Genomic DNA, 21,179 nt, shown 5'->3' with positions numbered 1-21,179 from the left:
AGATTTCACGCAGAAATTACTTCTGCCAGCTTTTGACCAGCTCGTCGTAATTGACGGTGACCGGCTTTTCCTTTTCGTTGGCAATCTTCAGCTGCGGTGCCAGATTGCCCTTCGAAACGGCGTCCTTGTTCCAGTAGTCGATATCGTGTTCTTCCGCCAGTTTTGGGCCGATATCGCCCTGCACACCGGCGCGCTCGATACGGGCCATGACTTTTTCCTGCTCGGCGCAGAGCGAGTCCATTGCGGCTTGAGCGGTTTTGGCACCCGAAGATGCATCGCCAATTGCCTGCCACCAGAGCTGTGCCAGCTTCGGATAGTCAGGCACGTTGGTGCCGGTTGGCGACCATTGCACGCGAGCGGGCGAGCGATAGAACTCGATCAGACCACCAAGCTTGGCGGCCCGGTCCGTGAAGCTCTTGTGATGGATGGTGGTATCGCGAATGAAGGTCAGACCAACATGGCTCTTCTTCACATCCACGGTCTTGGAAGTTACGAACTGCGCGTAAAGCCATGCGGCCTTGGCGCGATCGTCAGGAGTGGATTTCATCAGCGTCCACGAACCCACGTCCTGATAACCGAGCTTCATGCCGTCCTTCCAGTAGACGCCATGCGGGGAAGGTGCGACGCGCCATTTCGGCGAACCGTCCTCGTTCACGACAGGCAGGCCGGGCTTGGCCATATCGGCAGTGAAGGCCGTGTACCAGAAGATCTGCTGGGCAATGTTACCCTGCGCCGGCACCGGACCGGATTCGGAGAAGGTCATGCCCTGCGCTTCTGGCGGCGCAAATTTCTTCAGCCATTCGAGATATTTCTCGATGGAATAGACCGACGCCGGACCGTTGGTATCGCCGCCGCGTGCCACGCACGAGCCGACCGGCTGCGACTTGTCGTTGACCTTGATGCCCCATTCATCGACAGGCAGGCCGTTTGGCAGGCCCTTGTCGCCGTTGCCGGCCATGGAAAGCCAGGCATCGGTGAAGCGCCAGCCAAGCGACGGGTCCTTCTTGCCATAGTCCATATGGCCGAAGACCTTCTTGCCGCCGACATCACGGCCGGTGAAGAATTCGGCAATATCCTCATAGGCCGACCAGTTTACGGGCACACCAAGGTCGTAGCCGTATTTGGCCTTGAAATCGGCCTTGTTCTTGTCGTCGTTGAACCAGTCGTAGCGGAACCAGTACAGGTTCGCGAATTGCTGGTCGGGAAGCTGGTAGAGCTTCTTGTCCGGTGCCGTCGTAAAGGCGCTGCCGATGAAGTCCTTGAGATCTAGGCCGGGATTGGTCACGTCCTTGCCCTCATTGGCCATGAAATCCGTGAGGTTGCGCACCTGCTGGTAACGCCAATGCGTGCCGATGAGGTCGCTGTCATTCACCCACCCGTCATAGAGATTCTGGCCGGTCTGCATCTGGGTCTGAATCTTTTCGACGACGTCACCTTCCTGGATGATGTCGTGCGTGACCTTGATGCCGGTAATAGCGGTAAACGCCGGTGCCAGGACCTTCGATTCATATTCATGTGTTGTCAGGGATTCGGAAACGACCTTGATGTCCATGCCAGCAAAAGGTTTCGCGGCATCGATAAACCATTGCAGTTCCTTTTCCTGATCTGCACGCGAAAGCGACGACATATCGCCGATTTCCTTGTCCAGAAATTGCTTTGCCTCCTCCATTCCGGCGAAAGCGGAACCTGTCATTGCCAGCAGCATGGCTGCCGTCGTCGTCATCAGATGCCGTCGCATATCAGTCCTCCCAAGGGTTGCGATTGCACGAAGTCTGCCGGGTGCGGTTTTCCTCCGCCGCACCGTTCTTCCTGCTCTAGACGAAACGGAAAACGCCAATTGCGTAAACCGCCGACAGAGCGAGAGCCCACCACAGGTTCGGGCCGATCAGCCCGAGCCATGCAAGATGAATGAAAGCGCTGCCGAGCAGCGAAATGAACAACCTGTCGCCACGCGTTGTCTCGAAACGCAGCAGGCCGAAGCGGGGGTTGCCGCCGGGCGAGAGCTGTTCCCAGAACCACATCCCAACCAGCAACACGGCGATGGCACCGAAAAACGCGGCCGTCTGCCAGGTCCATGCCATCCAGGTGAAATCGGGCATCTTCGTCATGTCAAACCCTCCCCAGCGCAAAGCCCTTGGCGATGTAATTGCGAACAAACCAGATCACCAGCGCACCGGGTATGAGCGTCAGCACGCCGGCAGCGGCAAGCAGGCCCCAGTCCATGCCGGCGGCAGAAACGGTTCTCGTCATGGTCGCGGCGATCGGCTTGGCGTCGGTCGTCGTTAGCGTGCGGGCGATCAGAAGCTCGACCCACGAGAACATGAAGCTGAAGAAACAGGCGACACCGATGCCGGAGGCAATGAGCGGCATGAAAATCTTCACGAAGAATTTCGGGAAGGAATAGCCGTCAATATAGGCGGTCTCGTCGATTTCCTTCGGCACACCCGACATGAAACCTTCGAGAATCCACACCGCCAGCGGCACGTTGAACAGGCAATGCGCCAGCGCCACGGCAATATGCGTGTCGATCAGCCCGAAAGCGGAATAGAGCTGGAAGAAGGGCAGCGCGAAGACGGCGGGTGGCGCCATGCGGTTGGTCAAAAGCCAGAAGAACAGGTGCTTGTCGCCGAGGAAGCGGTAACGCGAGAAGGCATAGGCCGCCGGGAGTGCCGCCGAGACCGAGATCACCATATTCATGACGACGTAGATGATCGAGTTGATGTAACCCGAATACCAGGATGAATCCGTGAAGATCGTCCGGTAATTCTGCAACGTCGGCTGGTGCGGATAAAGCGTCATCGACGAGACGATTTCCGTGTTCGTCTTGAAGCTCATATTGATAAGCCAGTAGATCGGCACGAGCAGCAGGATGATGTAGATCGTCGGCACCAGCCAAGAAAAGCGCGATGGCCCATGGCGGCGGCGCGATCGTGAATTCGCAGCAAGGCCTGATATTCTCGCCGAACTGGCTCTTACCGGTGGATTGCCGATACCGTTGAGTTCCACGCTTGTGGTGACATCAGAGGCGCTCATGTCTCAAGTCTCCGCGTCGTGGCTGGTCATCACGGTGTAGAACACCCAGGACAACAGCAGGATGATGAGGAAGTAGATCAGCGACATGGCCGCCGCGGGACCCAGATCGAACTGGCCGAGCGCTACCTTGACGAGATCGATGGACAGGAAGGTGGTGGAATTTCCGGGGCCGCCGCCGGTGACGACGAAAGGCTCGGTATAGATCATAAAGCTGTCCATGAAGCGCAGCAGGAATGCGATCAGCAGCACCCGCTTCATCTTCGGCAACTGAATGAACCGGAAAACCGCAAAACGCGATGCGCCATCGATCCTTGCTGCCTGATAATAGGCATCCGGAATGGAGACGAGGCTGGCGTAGCACAGGAGGACGACGAGGCTTGTCCAGTGCCACACATCCATGATGACGACGGTGATCCATGCGTCGACGGGATCGTTGACGTAGTTGTAATCAAGCCCAAGCTGATTGGCGTAATAACCCAGCAACCCGATATCGCTGCGGCCGAACACCTGCCAGATCGTGCCTACCACATTCCATGGCACCAAAAGCGGCAGCGCCATGGTGACGAGGCAGACCGGCACGCCGATGCCGGATTTGGGCATCTTGAGCGCGATGAATATGCCGAGCGGAATTTCAATCGCCAATATGATGCCGGAAAATACCAGATTGCGTCCGAGCGCGTTCCAGAAACGGTCGGAGCCAAGAATTTCCTGAAACCATTGGGTTCCCGCCCAGAAGAATTGATTGTTGCCGAAGGTATCCTGCACCGAATAGTTCACGACCGTCATCAGCGGGATGACGGCGGAAAAGGCGACCAGCACCAGAACCGGCAGCACCATGAACCACGCTTTGTTGTTCCAGGTCTTTTCCATGGTCAGGCCCCCATCTTCACACGCCAGGAATCGGCAAAGACACCGATAGCGGCCGGATCGAAGCGAACACCCGCTTCTGCCGGAATGTCCTCCTCCTCCGGAACGACAATCGCAAGCTTTTGGCCGGCGAACCGGGCGCGAACGATCTTTTGCCGGCCGATATCCTCGACCTTGTCGACGGTGATGGGCATGCCACCCCGCTCCAGCCGAACGAATTCCGGGCGGATGCCGATTTCGATCCGCTTCGATCCATCCACCACCGGCACGCCGGCAAGCGGAACGCCAAGGCCGCCGACAACCGCCGTTGCGCCATCGATGCTGGCAGGCATCACATTCATGCCGGGCGAACCGATGAAGTAACCGACGAACGTATGTCCCGGGCGTTCGAAAAGCTCGGCGGGTGTGCCGATCTGGACGATCTGTCCGTCATACATGACCACCACCTTGTCGGCGAAAGTCAGCGCTTCGGTCTGGTCGTGCGTGACGTAGACCATGGTGAAACCGGACTGGCGGTGGAGGCGCTTCAACTGCGAGCGCAGCACCCATTTCATATGCGGATCGATCACCGTCAGCGGCTCGTCGAAGAGGATGGCATTGACGTCGGATCGCACCAACCCGCGCGCCAGCGAAATTTTCTGCTTCTGGTCCGCCGTAAGTCCGCGCGCGTGCCGTTTGGCCATGCCGGAAAGATCGGTCATCTCGAGAATTTCCCGCACACGGCGGTCGACTTCGGCTTCCGGCACTTGCCGGTTGCGCAGCGGAAAAGCCAGATTGTCATAGACTGTCATCGTGTCGTAAACGACCGGGAACTGGAATACCTGGGCGATGTTGCGATCTTCGGTGGAAAGATCGGTGACATCCGTTCCGTCAAAGGCGATGCGGCCTTCCGAGGGGCGCAGCAAGCCGGAAATGATGTTGAGCAACGTGGTCTTGCCGCAGCCGGAAGGGCCAAGCAGCGCATAGGCACCGCCATCCTCCCATTCGTGATGAACTTCCTTCAGGGCATAATCACCTGCCGCCTGCGCCTTGGCGTTGTAAGCGTGGCGAATATGATCGAGCGTGATGCGTGCCATGATCGATCTCCCCTTAAGCCGCTTCGCCGATGGCGTGGCCGTGCGTATCGAAAGCCATCAGGTGCCGCGTATCGAGAAACAGTTCGATCTCCGTGTCCGGCTCGATGTCGTGAATGCCCTGCGCCAGCATCACCCAACGCTGGCCTGAAAATTCCACATGTACGAAGCTTTCCGATCCGGCGATCTCCGAGATCAGTGTCCGCGCCCGGATGGATTGCGCCGCCTGTCCCTTTTGCTGGGGGAAAAGATGATGTGGCTGGAAGGCAATGGTCACTGGACCGTCAGGCATGGCAGCAAGATGCGCCGGCACCGGCACAACCGCATGGTCGGCGCGCGTGAAGGCGCCGCCCGTCTTGATGACCTCGATGGTGTTGAGTGGCGGATCGGCAAATATTTTCGCGGTTACGATATCCACCGGACGCCTGTAAACTTCGATCGTGCGGCTGAATTGCGTTACCTTGCCCTCGTTCAGCGTCGCGGTATTGCCACCAAGCAGCAGAGCTTCGGAGGGTTCCGTCGTGGCGTAAACAAAGATCGCACCGGATTCGGCAAAGATGCGCGGCAATTCCTCACGCAACTCCTCACGCAGCTTGTAGTCGAGATTTGCGAGCGGCTCGTCGAGGAGCACCAGATTGGCGTTTTTGACGATGGCGCGGGCAAGTGCCGTGCGTTGTTGCTGGCCACCGGAGAGGTTGAGAGGCGTACGATCGAGATAGGGCGTCAGCCTCAGAAGCTCGGCGGCCTTCCTCACCTCCCTGTCGATCGTTGCCTTGTCCTTGCCGGCAACGCGCATCGGCGAGGCGATGTTTTCATAAACGCTGAGCGCCGGATAATTGATGAACTGCTGATAGACCATGGCGACGTTGCGCTTCTGAACCGGCCAGCCCGTCACGTCCTCCCCATTAAAGAGAATCGTACCGCCACTTGGCTTGTCCAGCCCGGCCATCAGCCGCATGAGTGTCGTCTTGCCCGAAAGTGTCGGTCCAAGCAGGACGTTCAGGCTTCCGCGCTGCAACGTCAGATCGGTCGGGTGAATATGATATTCACCGCCGGCCATCTTCGAGACGTTTCGCAATTCAAGCATGGTGATCCAAAGCCTCCTCCGCTTTTTGATTCGGATCGTCAGATTGCCTTCAAGCGTCCACCTGCAATGTCATCGATATAATCCTCCAGCCCGCGCACCTCTTCTTGGGTAAAGAAAAGCCCCTGCTTGGTGCGGCGCCACAGAATATCCTCCGCCGTCAGCGCCCATTCCCGGGCCATCAGCCAGCGCACCTCGGCCTCATAAAGCGTGCCGCCGAAATGCCGTCCCAGCCCTGCCATGTCCCCGGCATTGCCAATAATCGACGCGGCGTCCGTTCCGTAGCAGCGGATGAGCCGCTTCGCATGCCGCTCATCGAGGAAAGGATAACGCGACCGCAGGGCCGTGACCTCTCCCGCATAAGCCTCGGCACCGAAATTTCCGCCCGGCAAATGTGAACCTGCCGTCCACGGCGAGCCCTTTTCACCCAGCGCATCACCGATTTTTTCAAGAGCATGTTCGGCAAGCCGCCGATAGGTGGTGAGCTTGCCACCGAAGATATTGAGAAGCGGTGCTTCGCCTTCAGCTCCTTCGGTTTTCAGCACATAATCGCGGGTTGCCTCCTGCGCCTTCGATGCGCCGTCGTCAAAGAGCGGCCGCACGCCGGAATAGGTCCAGACGATATCGGCCGACGTCACCGGTTCAGCGAAATATTCGCTCGCCGCGTTGCAAAGATAGCTGATCTCCTCGTCGCTGATCTTAACAGCCCGGGGGTCCGCGGTATAGTCGCGATCCGTCGTGCCGATCAGGGTAAAATCCTGCTCATAAGGGATGGCGAAGATGATGCGCCCGTCCGGGTTCTGGAAAAAATAGGCGCGCGGATCGGAAAACTTCTTGCGCACGATGATGTGGCTGCCCTGCACGAGGCGGACGTTGTGGACATTGTTTTTACCGAACGTCGCAGCCAGAACCTTGTCCACCCAGGGGCCTGCCGCATTTACCAGCATGCGCGCCCGGTAGGTCGCGGTTTCTCCGGCACCATTTTTCGTTTCGACCCGCCAGAAGGCGCCTTCGCGGCGTGCCGAAACGACCTGCGTGCGGTTGAGGATCAAGGCGCCGCGATCGGCGGCATCGCGGGCGTTCAGCACCACAAGACGGGCATCGTCCACCCAGCCGTCAGAATATTCGAAAGCCCGGGCAAAAATCGGCTTCAGCGGTTTCCCTGCGGGATCACGGCGCAGATCGAGCGAGCGGGTGGCGGGCAAAAGCTTGCGGCCGCCGAGATGGTCATAAAGAAAAAGCCCGAGACGCACGAGCCAGGCCGGGCGCACGCCGCCCTTCTGGAATGGCAGAACAAAGCGCATAGGCCAGATGATGTGCGGCGCCATGGCCCACAACACCTCGCGCTCCATCAGCGCTTCTCGCACCAGACGAAATTCGTAATGTTCGAGATAACGCAAACCGCCATGAATGAGCTTTGTGGCGGCCGAAGAGGTGCCGGAGGCAAAATCGTTCATTTCCGCAAGCGCAACGGAATAACCCCTGCCGACAGCGTCACGCGCGATGCCGCAGCCGTTGATGCCGCCGCCGATCACGAAAACATCGTGGATTGCCTCGTCAGACATGGACCCTCCCGCGCTTTCATCGACGCTCTCCTCATCGATATATTGAAAGCAAGGACATCTAATTTGAAGACAAAACGAATGTCAAACGAAATTCCGGGGCGGTTCGTATCAAGGCTCCCCAACCTCGGTTTCAATCAACCTGACGTCATGATCGGCACAGATGGATCGGATCGAATCGACCGGACAATGATCGGTAATGAAGGTGTGCACCTGTGAAAGATGGCCGATGCGCACCGGCGCCGTCCGCTCGAACTTCAGTGAATCCGATACAAGAATGACGTGGCGAGCGTTGGACATGATCGCCTGGGCAACCTTGACCTCGCGAAAGTCGAAATCCAGCAAAGCGCCGTCCTCATCGATCGCAGAAACGCCGATGACGGCGAAATCGACCTTGAACTGGCGGATAAAATCCACTGCGGCCTCACCGACGATGCCGCCATCGGAACCGCGCACGACGCCGCCAGCGATCACCACCTCAATGCCCGGAAAAACCCGTAACCTATTGGCAACATTAATATTGTTGGTGATGACCATCAGCTCGTGATGATCCGCCAGCGCTTCGCCCACCGCCTCGGTCGTCGTACCTATATTGATGAAAAGCGAGGAATTGTTGGGGATGAGGGCAGCGGCAGCGGCGCCGATCGCCTGCTTTTCGGAGGAGGCGATCGCACGGCGTGCCTCGTATTTGACGTTTTCGTTGCCGCTCGGAAAAAGTGCGCCGCCATGGATGCGCGTCAGCACCCGCGTATCGCAGAGATCGTTGAGGTCCTTGCGGATCGTCTGTGGCGTTACCGAAAACCGCGTGGCCAACTCGTCCACCAGCACACGCCCGCTTGCTTTCGCCAGCGCAACGATTTCATCCTGACGCGGTGTGAGCATCATTTCAGCCTCCCTCCTCTTTCAATTTTTTCGTTTTATTGAAGAGCGAACGAAAAACCAATGTCAAGGGACGGTTTTGTGGCGCCGATCAGGTCCACTTGCGGAGGTATGCGAAAAACGTATCCGCACGGACCAGCAAGATTATTAGCCGGCTTTCTGAATTGACATCGGGACCGGCTCCGGCAGGCCGATCTCGGAAAACGCGGAGATTGCCGCACCAAACGCATCACCGATGCCGATCAATATAGGCTCGTTCACGCCCATTCGCTCAACCGCCGCAGCCAGTTGCACGAGCGAACCGCACCAGCGCTGCTCATTTTCGCGGCTGACGGAAATCATGATGGCGACGGGCGTCGAGGCCGGCATTCCATGCGCCAGAAGGGCTTCCTCGATGCTGGTAGCGGTTCGCCCGCCCATGTAAAAAACCGTGGTCACAGAAGGGTTCGACAGCGACTGCCAGTCTATATTCTCCGGCAGCTTGCCCTGTCTGGAGTGCCCGGTGACGAAGCGGACCGACTGGGCGTGATCGCGGTGGGTGAGGGAAACGCCGAGCCGCGAAGCCATGGCGCTTGCCGCGGTGATGCCGGGTACGATTTCGACCGGGATATTTTCAGCCTCCAGCGCCGCGATCTCCTCGCCGGCGCGTCCGAAAATCATCGGATCGCCGGATTTCAGCCGCACGACCCTTTTGCCGGCCTTGGCAAGGCGGATCATCATGTCGTTAATATCTTCCTGCTTGCAGCTTTCCCGGCCGCCGCGCTTGCCAACCAGCATGCGCTTCGCCTCCCGCCGCGCCAGTTCCAGCACCTCGGATGAAACGAGATCGTCGAACAGAATGACATCCGCCGCCTGCAGGGCGCGTACCGCTTTCAGCGTCAGCAGCTCGGCATCGCCCGGTCCGGCACCGACCAGCGTCACAAGGCCACGTCCCGATCCTCTCCGACCGGCCTGCGTGCCGATGTCTGTCAGCAGCCTTCCTTCGCTGCCCTCATCCAGCCTTTCGGTAAACGCCCGGTCGACAAATTTCTCCCAGAATGATCGCCGCGCCGTGCCGGGCGCGAGGCGTATATTGACCCGCTCTCGGATGGTCTGGGCAAGCGCCCCCCAATCCTTGAGAGCGAGCGGCAGCAAAGTCTCGATGCGCCGGCGAATGGCCTGCGCCAGAATGGGTGCGGCGCCATCGGTGGAGATCGACACCACCACCGGCGAACGATTGACGATGGAGCCAAACTGGAACTGGCAGAATTCCGGCTTGTCGATGACATTGACAGGCACGCCGGCTGAGCGCGCGGCATTGTAAAATCTTCCCGCCTCTTCGTCGGTCTCACAATCCGCCAGCGCCAGTTCCGCGCCTTTGAAACTATCTGGACCCCAGGAACGGTCATGCCATGTCAGCATCTGGCTTGTCGAGACGAGCGCCGCAAAGCATTCCGAAAGCTCGCTTTCCTCGCAATAGAGGTGAAGTTCCGCCCCGCAGGCAAGCAGCAGTTCCGCTTTCCATGCGGCCCCATCCGATCCGCCCGCCAGCACCACGCGCTTGCCCTCAAGCCCCCAGAAGACCGGCAACTTGGCGAGCTTCTCCATGCGGTTCGGTTCATTCCGCTGCGGTTTTAAGGCATCCATCGATGATCCCCCTGATCTCGGCGCGGCAGGAGCCGCAATTGGTTCCGGCATTCAACGCAGCACCTATGGCTTCAACGCTGTGGCAGCCATTGCGGATCGAGACCGTGATCTGGTTGACCCCGACATTGAAGCAGGAGCAGACCGTCGCCCCCGGATCGGCGCGACCGGCACTGGGACGCCCGGCGACCAGCGCAAAACGCATGCGCAAATCCTCATGGCGTTCGTTCAGCTGTGAAATCGCCCAGTTGCGGGCAACGGCCACCGGCTCTCTGGCGACGAACAGCGCTGCCAGCAAGGTATTAACGTCGAAGAAAGCAAGCCGCAGATCGCCCGTCTGCCGGTCGCTGTAACCCAGAGGCTCAACCCTGATATCGATGCCGAAAACCCGTCGCGCCCAGAGCGTCCAGTCCTGCGGCTGTTCCTCGAAGGCAAGCTCTATGCGGTAGCCGCCATCCGCCTTCGCAACTGCCCAATAGGCGCAGTCCGGCGCATCAGGCCGGGTGCGGGCAATCGCAAATCCATAGGCTTTCGCTACAAAACGTCGTGCACTCACGCCGACATTCTTCGAAGCGGGTTGGCCGGAATGCGGGTCCGTGACCGCTGGCACGAGCATATCGATGCGGGCCTGCGAGGCGAACTGGTCGTTCCAGTGCATCGGCGCAAACACAGCTCCCCGTGCCTGCCTCGTGCTGACCAGAGCCCGCAGCAGGACCTTGCCGTGCGGGTTTTCAATCTCCACCAGATCGGCGCTTTCGATTCCCAGCAACTGTGCATCGCGCGGGTGAAGTTCGGCAAAGGGTTCAGCGATATGGGCAGTGAGCCGCGCGCTTTTGCCGGTGCGGGTCATGGTGTGCCATTGGTCGCGGATGCGGCCGGTGTTCAGCGTCAGCGGGTAGTCCGCCGATGTCCTGCGGGTCTCCGGCAGTGCCGTGGCGATGAAACGGGCCTTGCCATCCGCATGGAAAAAGCGGCCATCCGCGAAAAAGCGGGTATTGGCGGCTTCACCGGGTCCGGCTTTTGGCCATTGAAACGGTGTCATCGTATCGTAGGAATCACGGTCGATCCCGCCGATATCGAAATCGCGGCTTCCGGCGTTCTCGAAGCCGGAGAGAGCGGCATGCTCGGCGAAAACCTCAGAAGGTTGCCGGAAGCCGAAGGCGGCGTCAAAACCCATACGCCGTCCAACTTCGGCGAATTGCCACCAGTCGGCCTTTGCTTCGCCGGGCGCGTCAAGAAAACCGCGCTGGCGGGAAATACGTCGTTCGGAATTGGTGACCGTGCCGTCCTTTTCCCCCCAGCCGAGCGATGGCAACAGCACATGGGCGTGGCGGGCGGTATCGGTATTGGCGATGAGATCGGACACCACGACAAAGGGACAGGCCTTGATAGCCTCTTCGACGGCACCGGCATCCGGCATGGAAACGACGGGGTTGGTGGCCATGATCCACAGCGCCTTGATGCGGCCATCGGCAACCGCCCGGAACATATCCACGGCCTTGAGGCCAGGCTTCTGCGCAATCGCCGGCGAGGCCCAGAAGCGCTGCACGCGGTCGCGGTCTTCAGCGCTCTCGATGGCCATATGGGCCGCCAGCATATTGGCAAGCCCGCCCACCTCGCGTCCGCCCATGGCGTTGGGCTGGCCGGTCAGCGAAAACGGCCCCATGCCCGGCCGGCCGATGCGGCCTGTGGCGAGATGGCAATTGATGATGGCGTTGACCTTGTCGGTGCCGCTTTGCGACTGGTTGACACCCTGACTGTAGCAGGTGACGGTTTTTTGCGTGCGTTCGAACAATTCGTAAAAGGAAATCAATTCCACGATTGTCAGACCGGTCTTGTCGGCAATCTCCGGCAGGCTGTGCCCGGTCGCTGCCTGCATCGCGGCATCGAGGCCTACAGTGTGGTTTCCAACATAAGCATTATCGAACGCGGAACTGCCGGAAAGATGGGCCAGAAGACCGGTAAACAGCGCCACATCTCCATCCGGGCGGATGGCGAGGTGCATATCGGCAATATCGGCGCTCATCGTCCGGCGCGGATCGATGACCACCACCTTCATGTCCGGCCGCGCCGCCTTTGCGGCAGCAAGCCGTTGATAGAGGACGGGATGACACCAGGCGAGATTGGATCCGGTGAGGATTACCAGATCGGCAAGCTCCATATCCTCATAGGTGCCGGGCACCGTATCGGCCCCGAAGGCGCGGCGATGGCCGGCGACCGAAGACGACATGCAAAGCCGTGAATTCGTATCGATATTGGCCGATCCGATGAAACCCTTCATCAGCTTGTTGGCGAGGTAATAATCCTCCGTCAGCAATTGGCCGGAAACGTAAAAGGCAACCGAATCCGGGCCGTGCTCGGAAATGGCCTCGGAAAATCTTGAAGCAACGAGTTGAAGCGCTTCGTCCCATGCCACCCGCTTTCCGTGGATTTCGGGATGGAGCAGCCGTCCGTCGAGGTCGATGGTCTCGGCCAGAGCCGAACCCTTGGAACACAGCCGGCCGAAATTGGCGGGGTGGTCCGGATCGCCTTTGACGGAAACGATGCCGTCATCGGCAACGGTGGCGATGACACCGCAGCCGACACCGCAATAGGGACAGGTGGTTTTCGTTTCAACGGGCATGGGTTTGCCCCCTGAGCAAGTGGCGTTCACCCCTCTCTGCCCTGCCGGACATCTGCCCCTCAAAAGGGTAGATCAATTGCGGCACCGGCTCTATTTCACAGCTTGCGTCTCCGACAACAGAGATGAAGCGAGAAGCGTGCCACTTGTCGATCTTGCCCCTCGAGGGGGAGATGTCCGGCAGGACAGAGGGGGGTATCGTCGCCAACATCTGATATCACTCCGCCGCAATCATCAAAGTTTCGAGCGCAATCGAAAGCCGCCCGTCGAGATTGCGGAGAGGAATGGTCCTCACCTCACCCTCATCCGCCCCCAACGCCTTGCCGGTCTCCAGCGAAATGACCCAATTGTGCAAAGGACATGTCACCGAAGCCCCGTGCACGATGCCCTGAGACAGCGGGCCGCCTTTGTGCGGGCAATGATCCTCGATGGCGAAGACCTGATTTTCAGCCGTGCGAAACACGGCGATCTTGCCCATAGGCGTTTTCACGCAGCGCGCGCCGCGCAGCGGGATGTCGGAAATGTCGCCAATATCGATCCAGTTGCTGTCCATCGTTCTCACTCCGCTGCCTCGTTGAAACCGATTGCCGCCATCGGCCTGAATTCGTGCTTGTCGTGGCCGGACACACGTTCCGACCAAGGATCGACCTGCGCGAATTTCTGGCTGAAGACGAAGCGGTCAAAATAGGCCCGGCGCTTGTCGGCATCGTCCATGATCTGGCGGCGGACTTCGTCGTAACCGATGCGCTTGGCCCATTTATAGATGCGCTCGAGGTAGCGCGCCTGCTCGCGGTACATCTGGGTCAACGCCACGATATGCTCCAGCGCCTCATCCTCGGTAGGGACGAGGCCCAGCACTTCCGTACCCTTGATGTCGAGACCAGCGGCACCGGCGAAGTGGATTTCGAAACCGGAATCGACGCAGATGACGCCGATATCCTTGCATGTCGCCTCAGCGCAGTTTCGCGGACAGCCGGAAACGGCAAGCTTCAGCTTGGCGGGCGTCCATGAGCCCCACATGAATTTTTCGATACGGATGCCGAGGCCGGTGGAATCCTGCGTGCCGAAGCGGCACCATTGTTCTCCAACGCAGGTCTTCACGGTGCGAAGCCCCTTGGCATAGGCCTGGCCGGAAATGAAACCGGCCTTGCCGAGATCGGCCCAGACCGCCGGCAAATCCTCCTTCTCGATGCCGAGAAGATCGATGCGTTGCCCGCCTGTCACCTTCACCATCGGGATTTCGAACTTGTCGACCACATCCGCAATCGCCCGCAGTTCGGAGGAAGATGTGACGCCGCCCCACATGCGCGGAACGACGGAATAGGTGCCGTCCTTCTGGATATTGGCATGGACGCGCTCATTGATATAACGCGACTGGTAGTCGTCGGCATATTCGTCGGGAAAATCGCAAACGAGATAGTAGTTGAGCGCCGGTCTGCACTTGGCGCAGCCGCAGGAGGTCTTCCATTCCAGTTCCTGCATCACGGCGGGAATGGTCTTCAGGCTCTTGGCCTTGATGAGACGGCGCACATCATCGTGGCCGAGATCTGTGCATTTGCACATGGGCTGCACGGCAGCGGGATTGTAGCTGTCGCCAAGCGTCAGCGCCATCAGCTGTTCGACAAGGCCGGTGCAATTGCCGCAGGAGGCGGATGCCTTGGTATGGGCGCGCACATCATCCAGCGAGGTCAGCCCCTTCGAGGTGATGACCGAGGTGATCTTGCCCTTGCAGACGCCGTTGCAGCCGCAGATTTCCGCATCATCCGGCAAGGCTGCAACGGCCGCCATAGGGTCCAGCGGGGACCCTCCCTGATAGGCCTGGCCGAAGATCAGGGTTTCGCGCATGGCGGAAATGTCGGTCGATTTCTTCATCAGGTCGAAGAACCACGAACCATCCGCCGTCTCGCCGTAAAGAACCGCGCCGATGATGCGATTTTCCTTGAGGATCAGGCGCTTGTAGACACCGGCGGTGGCATCGCGCAGCACGATTTCCTCGCGGTCGTCGCCCTCGGCAAAATCGCCGGCGGAAAACAGGTTGATGCCGGTGACCTTCAGTTTGGTATTGGTGACAGACCCATGATACTCGGCTGAACCGCCGCAAAGCCGGTCCGCCAGCACCCGCGCAGATTCATAAAGCGGCGCGACCAGCCCGTAGCACATGCCGCGATGCTCGGCGCATTCGCCAAGCGCATATATCGAGGCATCCGACGTCATCATGCCATCATCCACGACGATGCCGCGATTGACGGCGATGCCGGCTTCCTTGGCGAGACCCGAGGCGGGACGGATGCCGACCGCCATCACCACCATGTCGCCTTTAACGACGCGACCGTCTTCCAACTCGATGCCTTCGACCTTCTCCGCGCCGAGAATGCATTTGGTATTGGCCTTGGTGATGATGTCGATGCCGCGCTCGTTTAGCGCCTTTTCCAGAAGATAGGCCGCTGCCGGATCGAGCTGCCGCTCCATGATCGTCGGCATCAGATGGATGACGGTGACGTCCATTCCCTGGCGCTTCAGCCCATAAGCTGCTTCCAGACCCAGAAGGCCGGCGCCGATGACGATGGCGCGACCCTTGCCTTCGGCGATTTCAAGCATCTTCGTGACATCGTCGAGATCGCGATAGGCGAGAACGCCCGGCAATTGATGGCCAGGGACGGGAATGATGAAGGGCAGGGAACCGGTGGCGATCACCAGCCTGTCGTAGGAAACGGTGATGCCGTTTTCGCTGGTTACGGTCTTGTTGTCGCGGTCGATGCCGGTGACCTTGGCGCCCTTGTGCAGCGTCACATTGTTGGCCGCGTACCATTCGTCATTGTGGATGACGATATCTTCATAGCTCTTTTCGCCTGAGAGTACTGGCGAGAGCATGATGCGGTCGTAATTGACGCGCGGCTCGGCGTTGAAAATGGTGACGTCGTAGAGGCCGGGGGCGGTTTCGAAAAGGTTTTCCAGCATGCGCCCCGGCGCCATGCCATTGCCGATGATGACGAGTTTTTGCGCCATAGTGGTTACTCCGCAGCTTCGACGAAGCGGTGACGTTCGTAAAGGAACTTCAGCACGGCCTCGCGGCATTTGAGGTAGGTCTTGTCGGATGCAAGCTCGATGCGGTTGCGCGGGCGCGGCAGCGGCACGTCAAGCACTTCGCCGATATGGGCGGCGGGACCGTTGGTCATCATTACGATACGGTCGGACAGCAGCACCGCCTCATCCACATCGTGGGTGATCATGACCATGGTGTTGCCAAGCCGGGCGTGGATTTCCATCACGGCGTCCTGAAGGTGGGCGCGAGTCAGCGCATCCAGTGCGCCGAAAGGCTCGTCCAGCAGCAGGATTTTCGGCTCCATGGCGAGCGCCCGGGCGATGCCGACGCGCTGTTTCATGCCACCGGAAATTTCAGACGGTTTCTTGTCCTTGGCATGGGCCATCTGCACGAGATCCAGATTGCGCATGACCCAGTCGTGGCGTTCCGCTTTGGTCTTGGTACTGCTGAAGACCTTCGCGACGGCCAGGTTGACGTTTTCATAAACCGAAAGCCAGGGGAGCAGGCTGTGGTTCTGGAAGACGACGGCGCGTTCCGGGCCAGGTTCGTTGACCTCGCGGTTTTCCAGAAGCACGACGCCTGCTGAGACTTTGGTCAGCCCGGCGATGAGGTTGAGCATGGTGGACTTGCCGCAGCCGGAATGCCCGATGACTGAGACGAATTCGCCCTTGCCGATGGTCAGGTTGATGCCTTTCAGCACCTCGGCGCGCGAACCGCCCTTGTCGAAATATTTGTCGATATGATCGAGTTTCAGATAAGCGTTCATAATGGTCGCCCTTTTAGTTGGCCGCAGCGCCGCGGGTGATGACCTTGCCGAGCGCCGCTACCAGCTTGTCGAGCATGAAGCCGACAACGCCGATGTAAGCGAGTGCCACGATGATGTCGGGCAGGCGCGAGGAGTTCCACGCATCCCAGATGAAGAAGCCGATACCGACCCCGCCGGTCAGCATTTCCGCCGCCACGATGGCGAGCCAGGAGAGGCCGATGCCTATGCGCAGGCCGGTGAAGATGTAGGGGGCGGCCGACGGCAGCATGATCTTGAAGAAGAATTCGATCTGGTTGAGCCGCAGCACCTTCGCAACGTTGCGATAATCCTGCGGAATGTTGCGCACGCCGACCGCCGTATTGATGATGACGGGCCAGATGGAGGTGATGAAGATCACGAAAATGGCCGACGGATTGCTGTCCTGAAAGGCGGCAAGTGAAAGCGGCAGCCAGGCGAGCGGCGGCACGGTGCGCAGGACCTGAAAAATCGGGTCGAGGCCGCGCATTGCCCAGACCGACTGGCCGATGACCGCACCGAGAATGATGCCGGCGATAGCCGCAAGGCCGAAACCGTATGCCACGCGCTCCAGCGAGACCAGCACGCGCAAGCCGAGGCCGATATCCTGCGAACCATTATGGAAGAACGGCGATACGATGAGATCGTAGCTTTCCTCGAATACCTGGCTTGGCGGCGGCAGGGACGAGCCGGGGGCGGAACAGAGCATTTGCCAGACGCCCAGCAGAACGGCGAGGACGACAAATGGCGGTATGATATTGCGGGCCGCCGCAGCACCCAGTTTACGCAGATTGAACCGCGAGGGATGTTTGGGCGGAAGGGTCACGACGTTTGCCTTTTGTACCACCGGTTGCTGCGGCTGTTCCTTGAAATTTCGAGCCAATGCGGACATGGCGTTTCCTTTGGATTTCGGTTGCGGTCAGGGTCTCGCCCCTCATCCGGCCTTTGGTGTCCATCATTAAATGGCAACCCGGCGGAGGAGGGGCGACACCCGTGTCTCCTCCTCAGGAGGCTGCCTTGATGGAAAGACTTTCGAGATAGGCCGACGGGTTTTCCGGGTCGAAGACCTTGCCGTCAAAGAAGGTTTCCTTGCCGCGCGACGTGGAGGCGGGAATATCGGCAACACCGAGATCCTTTGCAGCGTCGCGCCAGATGTCCTCACGGTTGACCTTGGCAACCAGCGCCTTCACGTCCGTATCGGGTGCAAATTTACCCCAGCGGATGTTTTCCGTGATGAACCAGCTGTCGTGGCTGCGGAAGGGATAGGACGCGTGATCCTGCCAGAACTTCATCTGCAGACCGGTATTTTCCAGCACGCGGCCGTTGCCGTAATTGATATTGCCCTTGAGGCGGCCAAGAACGTCCTTCGGTGGCACGTTGAACCATTGGCGCTTGCCGAGGATCGTGGACATCTCCTCCTTGTTCGCCATCTCATCGCACCATTGCTGGGCCTCCATCACGGCCATCAGCAATGCCTTGGTGGCGTTGGGGTTCTTTTCCACCCAGTCGGCGCGCATGCCGAGCGCCTTCTCGGGATGCCCTTTCCAGAGTTCCCCGGTGGTACAGGCAGTGAAGCCGATGCCCTGATTGACGAGTTGCTCGTTCCAGGGTTCGCCCACACAGAAGACGTCCATATTGCCGACCTTCATGTTGGCGACCATTTGCGGCGGCGGAACGACGATGGTGGAGACGTCCTTGTCCGGGTCGATGCCGCCGGCGGCCAGCCAATAGCGGATCCACAGATCATGCGTGCCGCCGGGAAATGTCATGGCAGCCTTTATTTCCTTGCCTTCTGCCTTCTTCTTCTCGAAAGCTGCCTTCAGCTTGGACGCGTCGAGCTGAACGCCGGTTTCAGCATATTCCTTGGCGACGGAAATACCCTGGCTGTCGAGATTGAGGCGGGCGATAAGCGCCATCGGCACAGGCACGTTGTTCTGCGTCACCTTGCCGGTATGCATGAGATAGGGCATCGGGGTCAGGATATGCGCGCCATCAATGCCGTTCGATGCGCCGCCGAGCACGAGATTGTCACGTGTCGCACCCCAGGATGCCTGTTTGAGAACCTCGACATCCGGCATGCCATGCTTGGCGAACAGTCCCTTTTCCGCCGCGATGATAAGCGGGGCGGCGTCGGTCAGCGCGATGAAGCCGATTTTCGCGCCCTTCACTTCCGGCTCAGCCGTGGCTGCGAAAGCGCCTGACGGAAAAGCGGTGCGCACGGCGGTAACAAGGGCTGCGGTGGCTGTCGTCTTCAGTATGGTGCGGCGGCTGACATCGCCCGAGAATATCTTTTTCATTCGCATCTTCCCCTTATTGGACCACCGCACGGGTGGCGCGTTCGCTTGCGAAAAAACCTGAAAATAAAAAAAACGCCGCTCGGTGTTTGCGCCTTCGGAACGGGAGGTGTTCCGGGCAGCAAAACCTTGCGACGTCTATGTCTGTGAAAGCGCTTATGCCGCGCCCTGCTCGCCCCGATCGCCGTTGACCAGTGCAAAGACGAAGACGCAAGAGGCGTGCCAGTTTTACTTGTGGAAGCTATCGCCTTGGAAAAAAACGGAATTTCCGAGATTGGATCGGACGATTAAATTTTAATCAGTAGAAATTTTGTCTATGGTTTGCGCAGATGGATAAATTCCGAGCTTGAAATTTGCGCAGCTTGCCCGGCCGACGGCTGTCAGACCTCGCCTTGGGAGATGGAAAACGGGGCAGAACTGCGCACGGAAAAGCCATTCACATAGCCAGCAATGTCTGCGGGATCGAAAACAAAACCGTCCACGAACCGGTCACCCGCCTCCTGCCCTTCGACTCGAATATCGGCATCATCTGGCGCATTGGCATCGCCCAGTGCCGCCCGATAAATATCTGGACGGTAAGCGGACAGGGTGGCCTCCACACCACCTTGCGAAAACTCCGTCTGCCCCCAGCGGATCATCTGGCTGTAAATCCACAATGCCTGGCTCTGGCGCGGATAATTGGCATGGCCGCCGTGGAAGAGGAAATATTTGTCGATGACCCGGCGGTTGCCATGGCTGTCGATGTTGAATTCACCGGCAAGCACATGGCGGATGATGCTTTGCGGCGCACCGATATAACGCGGATCGGCAAGTGTCCTGCTCAGATCATCGTGATTTTCCGCAAGGTCGCACCAACGTGCGGCGGCATCGAGCGCCGTCAACAGCCGGCTGACCGTTTCCTGCTGGTTTTCGGCCCATTCAGGCCGCATCCCGATCACTTTTTCCGGCGCAGACGGCCACAAATCCTGCTTGGCAGCGACGATCCTGCCCACACCGCGCTCGGCAGCAACGATGTTCCACGGCGCACCGACACAGAAACCATCGATGGCGCCCGCCGCCAATGCATCCGACGTCAATGGCGGTGGTACGACCACCAGTTTGACGTCGTGATCGGGATGAATGCCACCAGCGGCGAGCCAATAGCGAAATTCGTAATTGTGCGAGGAAAACGGGTAGGTCATGCCGAGCGTCGGTGTAGCTTCGCCCCGCGCTCGCATGTCATCCAGCACCTGCTTTAAGGCCTTCGCATTTTCCAGCGCCCCCGCCGTTTCGGAAAGCCCCGTCAACGCCCTCATCCGGGCAAAAAGCCGCGTCGAAAGCGTTATCGCATTGCCGCCGCGCCCAAGTGAAAACGGCGTGATCGTCGGCGAAGGGTTGGAGCCGAGTCCGAGCATGGAGGCAACGGGCATCGGCGACAGCATATGGGCAATGTCGAATTGCCGGAATGCCAGCCGGTCGCGCACATTCGCCCAGGACACATCCTTGACGAGATCGAGCGTCAGGCCTTCGCGCTCGGCAAAGCCGAATTCCGCCGCAGCAATGAGGACGGACGCATCGACAAGAGGAATAAAACCTGCCCGCAGGATTTTTTGCCGGTCGCTGCCAACAATTGCCGGCGCGCCCGCTTTTGAACCGGCCGATTTTTCCTGTGCCGCCATATCATACACTCCTCGACTGTCCCGCCGGCGGGTTCGTTACATCAACAGACCGGCCGCGGTGACCACGCTTTGCGCGATCTCGGATATTTTCTTTTTCTCGTTCATCGCCGTTTGCCGCAGAAGCGCAAAAGCCTCCTCTTCGGACAGGCCACGCATTTTCATCAAAATGCCTTTGGCGCGCTCGATGACCTTGCGCTCCTCAAGCGCCGATTTTGCTTCGGCAAGTTCCTGTCGCAGACGGCTGAAAGCGTTGAAGCGGCTGACCGCCATATCGAGGATGGGTTTGACGCGCTCTTTCTTCAGCCCGTCAACGACATAGGCGGAAACACCGGCCTCAACGGCCGCCTCGATGGACGCGGTATCGGAGCGGTCGACAAACATGGCGATCGGCCGGCCGACCGTGCGTGTCAACTGAAACAGATGCTCCATCATGTCGCGGTTGGGATTTTCAAGGTCGATGAAGATGACATCGGGCTGCAGCGTCTCGATGGTGCGCGCCACGCCGTGCACCTCATGGATGACCGTCACGCGATTATACCCGGCCTCGCGCAGCCCCTCCTCGATGATCGAGGCGCGGATCGCGTTTTCGTCTATAACGAGAATGGTGAGGTCGCGAAGCGTCATGTCGGCATTGATGACGCACCGCAACAAACTTGGCAATC

At 59.3% G+C, this 21,179-nt stretch carries 17 protein-coding genes; all 17 read right to left on the bottom strand.

Going from position 1 to position 21,179, the window contains the following annotated elements; all coding sequences use genetic code 11:
- Positions 1 to 16 precede the first annotated feature (16 nt).
- The 17 genes from ACQZ5Y_RS05760 to ACQZ5Y_RS05680 all read right to left on the bottom strand — a co-directional run bounded on the left by ACQZ5Y_RS05760 (position 17) and on the right by ACQZ5Y_RS05680 (position 21,141).
- A complete protein-coding gene (locus ACQZ5Y_RS05760; RefSeq protein WP_003511579.1) occupies positions 17 to 1,738 on the bottom strand; it encodes an ABC transporter substrate-binding protein in 1,722 nt (573 codons plus the stop codon).
- A 76-nt stretch (positions 1,739 to 1,814) separates the two neighbouring features.
- Positions 1,815 to 2,108 carry a DUF2160 domain-containing protein gene (locus ACQZ5Y_RS05755; protein ID WP_013761935.1) on the bottom strand — a complete coding sequence of 98 codons (294 nt, stop codon included), beginning with the start codon at positions 2,106 to 2,108 and terminating at the stop codon, positions 1,815 to 1,817.
- Between the two features lies 1 nt (position 2,109).
- The gene (locus ACQZ5Y_RS05750) at positions 2,110 to 3,033 is read right to left on the bottom strand and encodes a carbohydrate ABC transporter permease (protein ID WP_003511581.1); all 924 of its coding nucleotides are present in this window, start codon (positions 3,031 to 3,033) and stop codon (positions 2,110 to 2,112) included.
- 3 nt (positions 3,034 to 3,036) lie between these two features.
- The gene (locus tag ACQZ5Y_RS05745) at positions 3,037 to 3,903 is read right to left on the bottom strand and encodes a carbohydrate ABC transporter permease (RefSeq protein ID WP_003511582.1); all 867 of its coding nucleotides are present in this window, start codon (positions 3,901 to 3,903) and stop codon (positions 3,037 to 3,039) included.
- A 2-nt stretch (positions 3,904 to 3,905) separates the two neighbouring features.
- Complete coding sequence (locus ACQZ5Y_RS05740; protein ID WP_013761936.1) at positions 3,906 to 4,976, bottom strand: ABC transporter ATP-binding protein; 1,071 nt, start codon at positions 4,974 to 4,976, stop codon at positions 3,906 to 3,908.
- Positions 4,977 to 4,989: 13 nt separating this feature from the next.
- A complete protein-coding gene (locus tag ACQZ5Y_RS05735; protein WP_013761937.1) occupies positions 4,990 to 6,060 on the bottom strand; it encodes an ABC transporter ATP-binding protein in 1,071 nt (356 codons plus the stop codon).
- A gap of 38 nt (positions 6,061 to 6,098) precedes the next feature.
- Complete coding sequence (locus tag ACQZ5Y_RS05730) at positions 6,099 to 7,622, bottom strand: glycerol-3-phosphate dehydrogenase (RefSeq protein WP_019564992.1); 1,524 nt, start codon at positions 7,620 to 7,622, stop codon at positions 6,099 to 6,101.
- Positions 7,623 to 7,730: 108 nt separating this feature from the next.
- Positions 7,731 to 8,504: a DeoR/GlpR family DNA-binding transcription regulator gene (locus tag ACQZ5Y_RS05725; RefSeq protein ID WP_003511588.1), complete on the bottom strand. Its 774-nt coding sequence runs from the start codon at positions 8,502 to 8,504 to the stop codon at positions 7,731 to 7,733.
- 141 nt (positions 8,505 to 8,645) lie between these two features.
- Entirely contained in the window at positions 8,646 to 10,124 is a 1,479-nt protein-coding gene (gene cysG, locus ACQZ5Y_RS05720) for a siroheme synthase CysG (protein ID WP_174060169.1), read from the bottom strand.
- Entirely contained in the window at positions 10,096 to 12,744 is a 2,649-nt protein-coding gene (locus ACQZ5Y_RS05715; RefSeq protein ID WP_174060170.1) for a nitrate reductase, read from the bottom strand. Before ACQZ5Y_RS05715 ends, cysG begins: the two co-directional genes overlap by 29 nt.
- A 214-nt stretch (positions 12,745 to 12,958) precedes the next feature.
- The gene (gene nirD, locus ACQZ5Y_RS05710; protein ID WP_003511593.1) at positions 12,959 to 13,294 is read right to left on the bottom strand and encodes a nitrite reductase small subunit NirD; all 336 of its coding nucleotides are present in this window, start codon (positions 13,292 to 13,294) and stop codon (positions 12,959 to 12,961) included.
- 5 nt (positions 13,295 to 13,299) lie between these two features.
- Positions 13,300 to 15,747, bottom strand: coding sequence for a nitrite reductase large subunit NirB (gene nirB, locus ACQZ5Y_RS05705; protein WP_174060171.1), 2,448 nt, complete (start codon positions 15,745 to 15,747; stop codon positions 13,300 to 13,302).
- A 5-nt stretch (positions 15,748 to 15,752) separates the two neighbouring features.
- On the bottom strand, positions 15,753 to 16,550 hold the full coding sequence (locus ACQZ5Y_RS05700) for an ABC transporter ATP-binding protein (protein ID WP_003511595.1): 798 nt from the start codon (positions 16,548 to 16,550) through the stop codon (positions 15,753 to 15,755).
- A 13-nt stretch (positions 16,551 to 16,563) separates the two neighbouring features.
- Positions 16,564 to 17,457 (bottom strand): nitrate ABC transporter permease, encoded by an 894-nt coding sequence (gene ntrB, locus ACQZ5Y_RS05695; RefSeq protein WP_003511597.1) that lies wholly within the window; start codon positions 17,455 to 17,457, stop codon positions 16,564 to 16,566.
- A 112-nt stretch (positions 17,458 to 17,569) separates the two neighbouring features.
- Entirely contained in the window at positions 17,570 to 18,862 is a 1,293-nt protein-coding gene (locus ACQZ5Y_RS05690; protein ID WP_019564997.1) for a CmpA/NrtA family ABC transporter substrate-binding protein, read from the bottom strand.
- Between the two features lie 377 nt (positions 18,863 to 19,239).
- A complete protein-coding gene (locus tag ACQZ5Y_RS05685; RefSeq protein WP_019564998.1) occupies positions 19,240 to 20,517 on the bottom strand; it encodes a CmpA/NrtA family ABC transporter substrate-binding protein in 1,278 nt (425 codons plus the stop codon).
- Between the two features lie 36 nt (positions 20,518 to 20,553).
- A complete protein-coding gene (locus ACQZ5Y_RS05680; RefSeq protein WP_065660503.1) occupies positions 20,554 to 21,141 on the bottom strand; it encodes an ANTAR domain-containing response regulator in 588 nt (195 codons plus the stop codon).
- Positions 21,142 to 21,179 lie beyond the last annotated feature (38 nt).

The sequence above is a fragment of the Agrobacterium sp. A3-95 genome, assembly GCF_053521785.1.
This window is presented reverse-complemented; position numbering and strand designations above follow the sequence as displayed.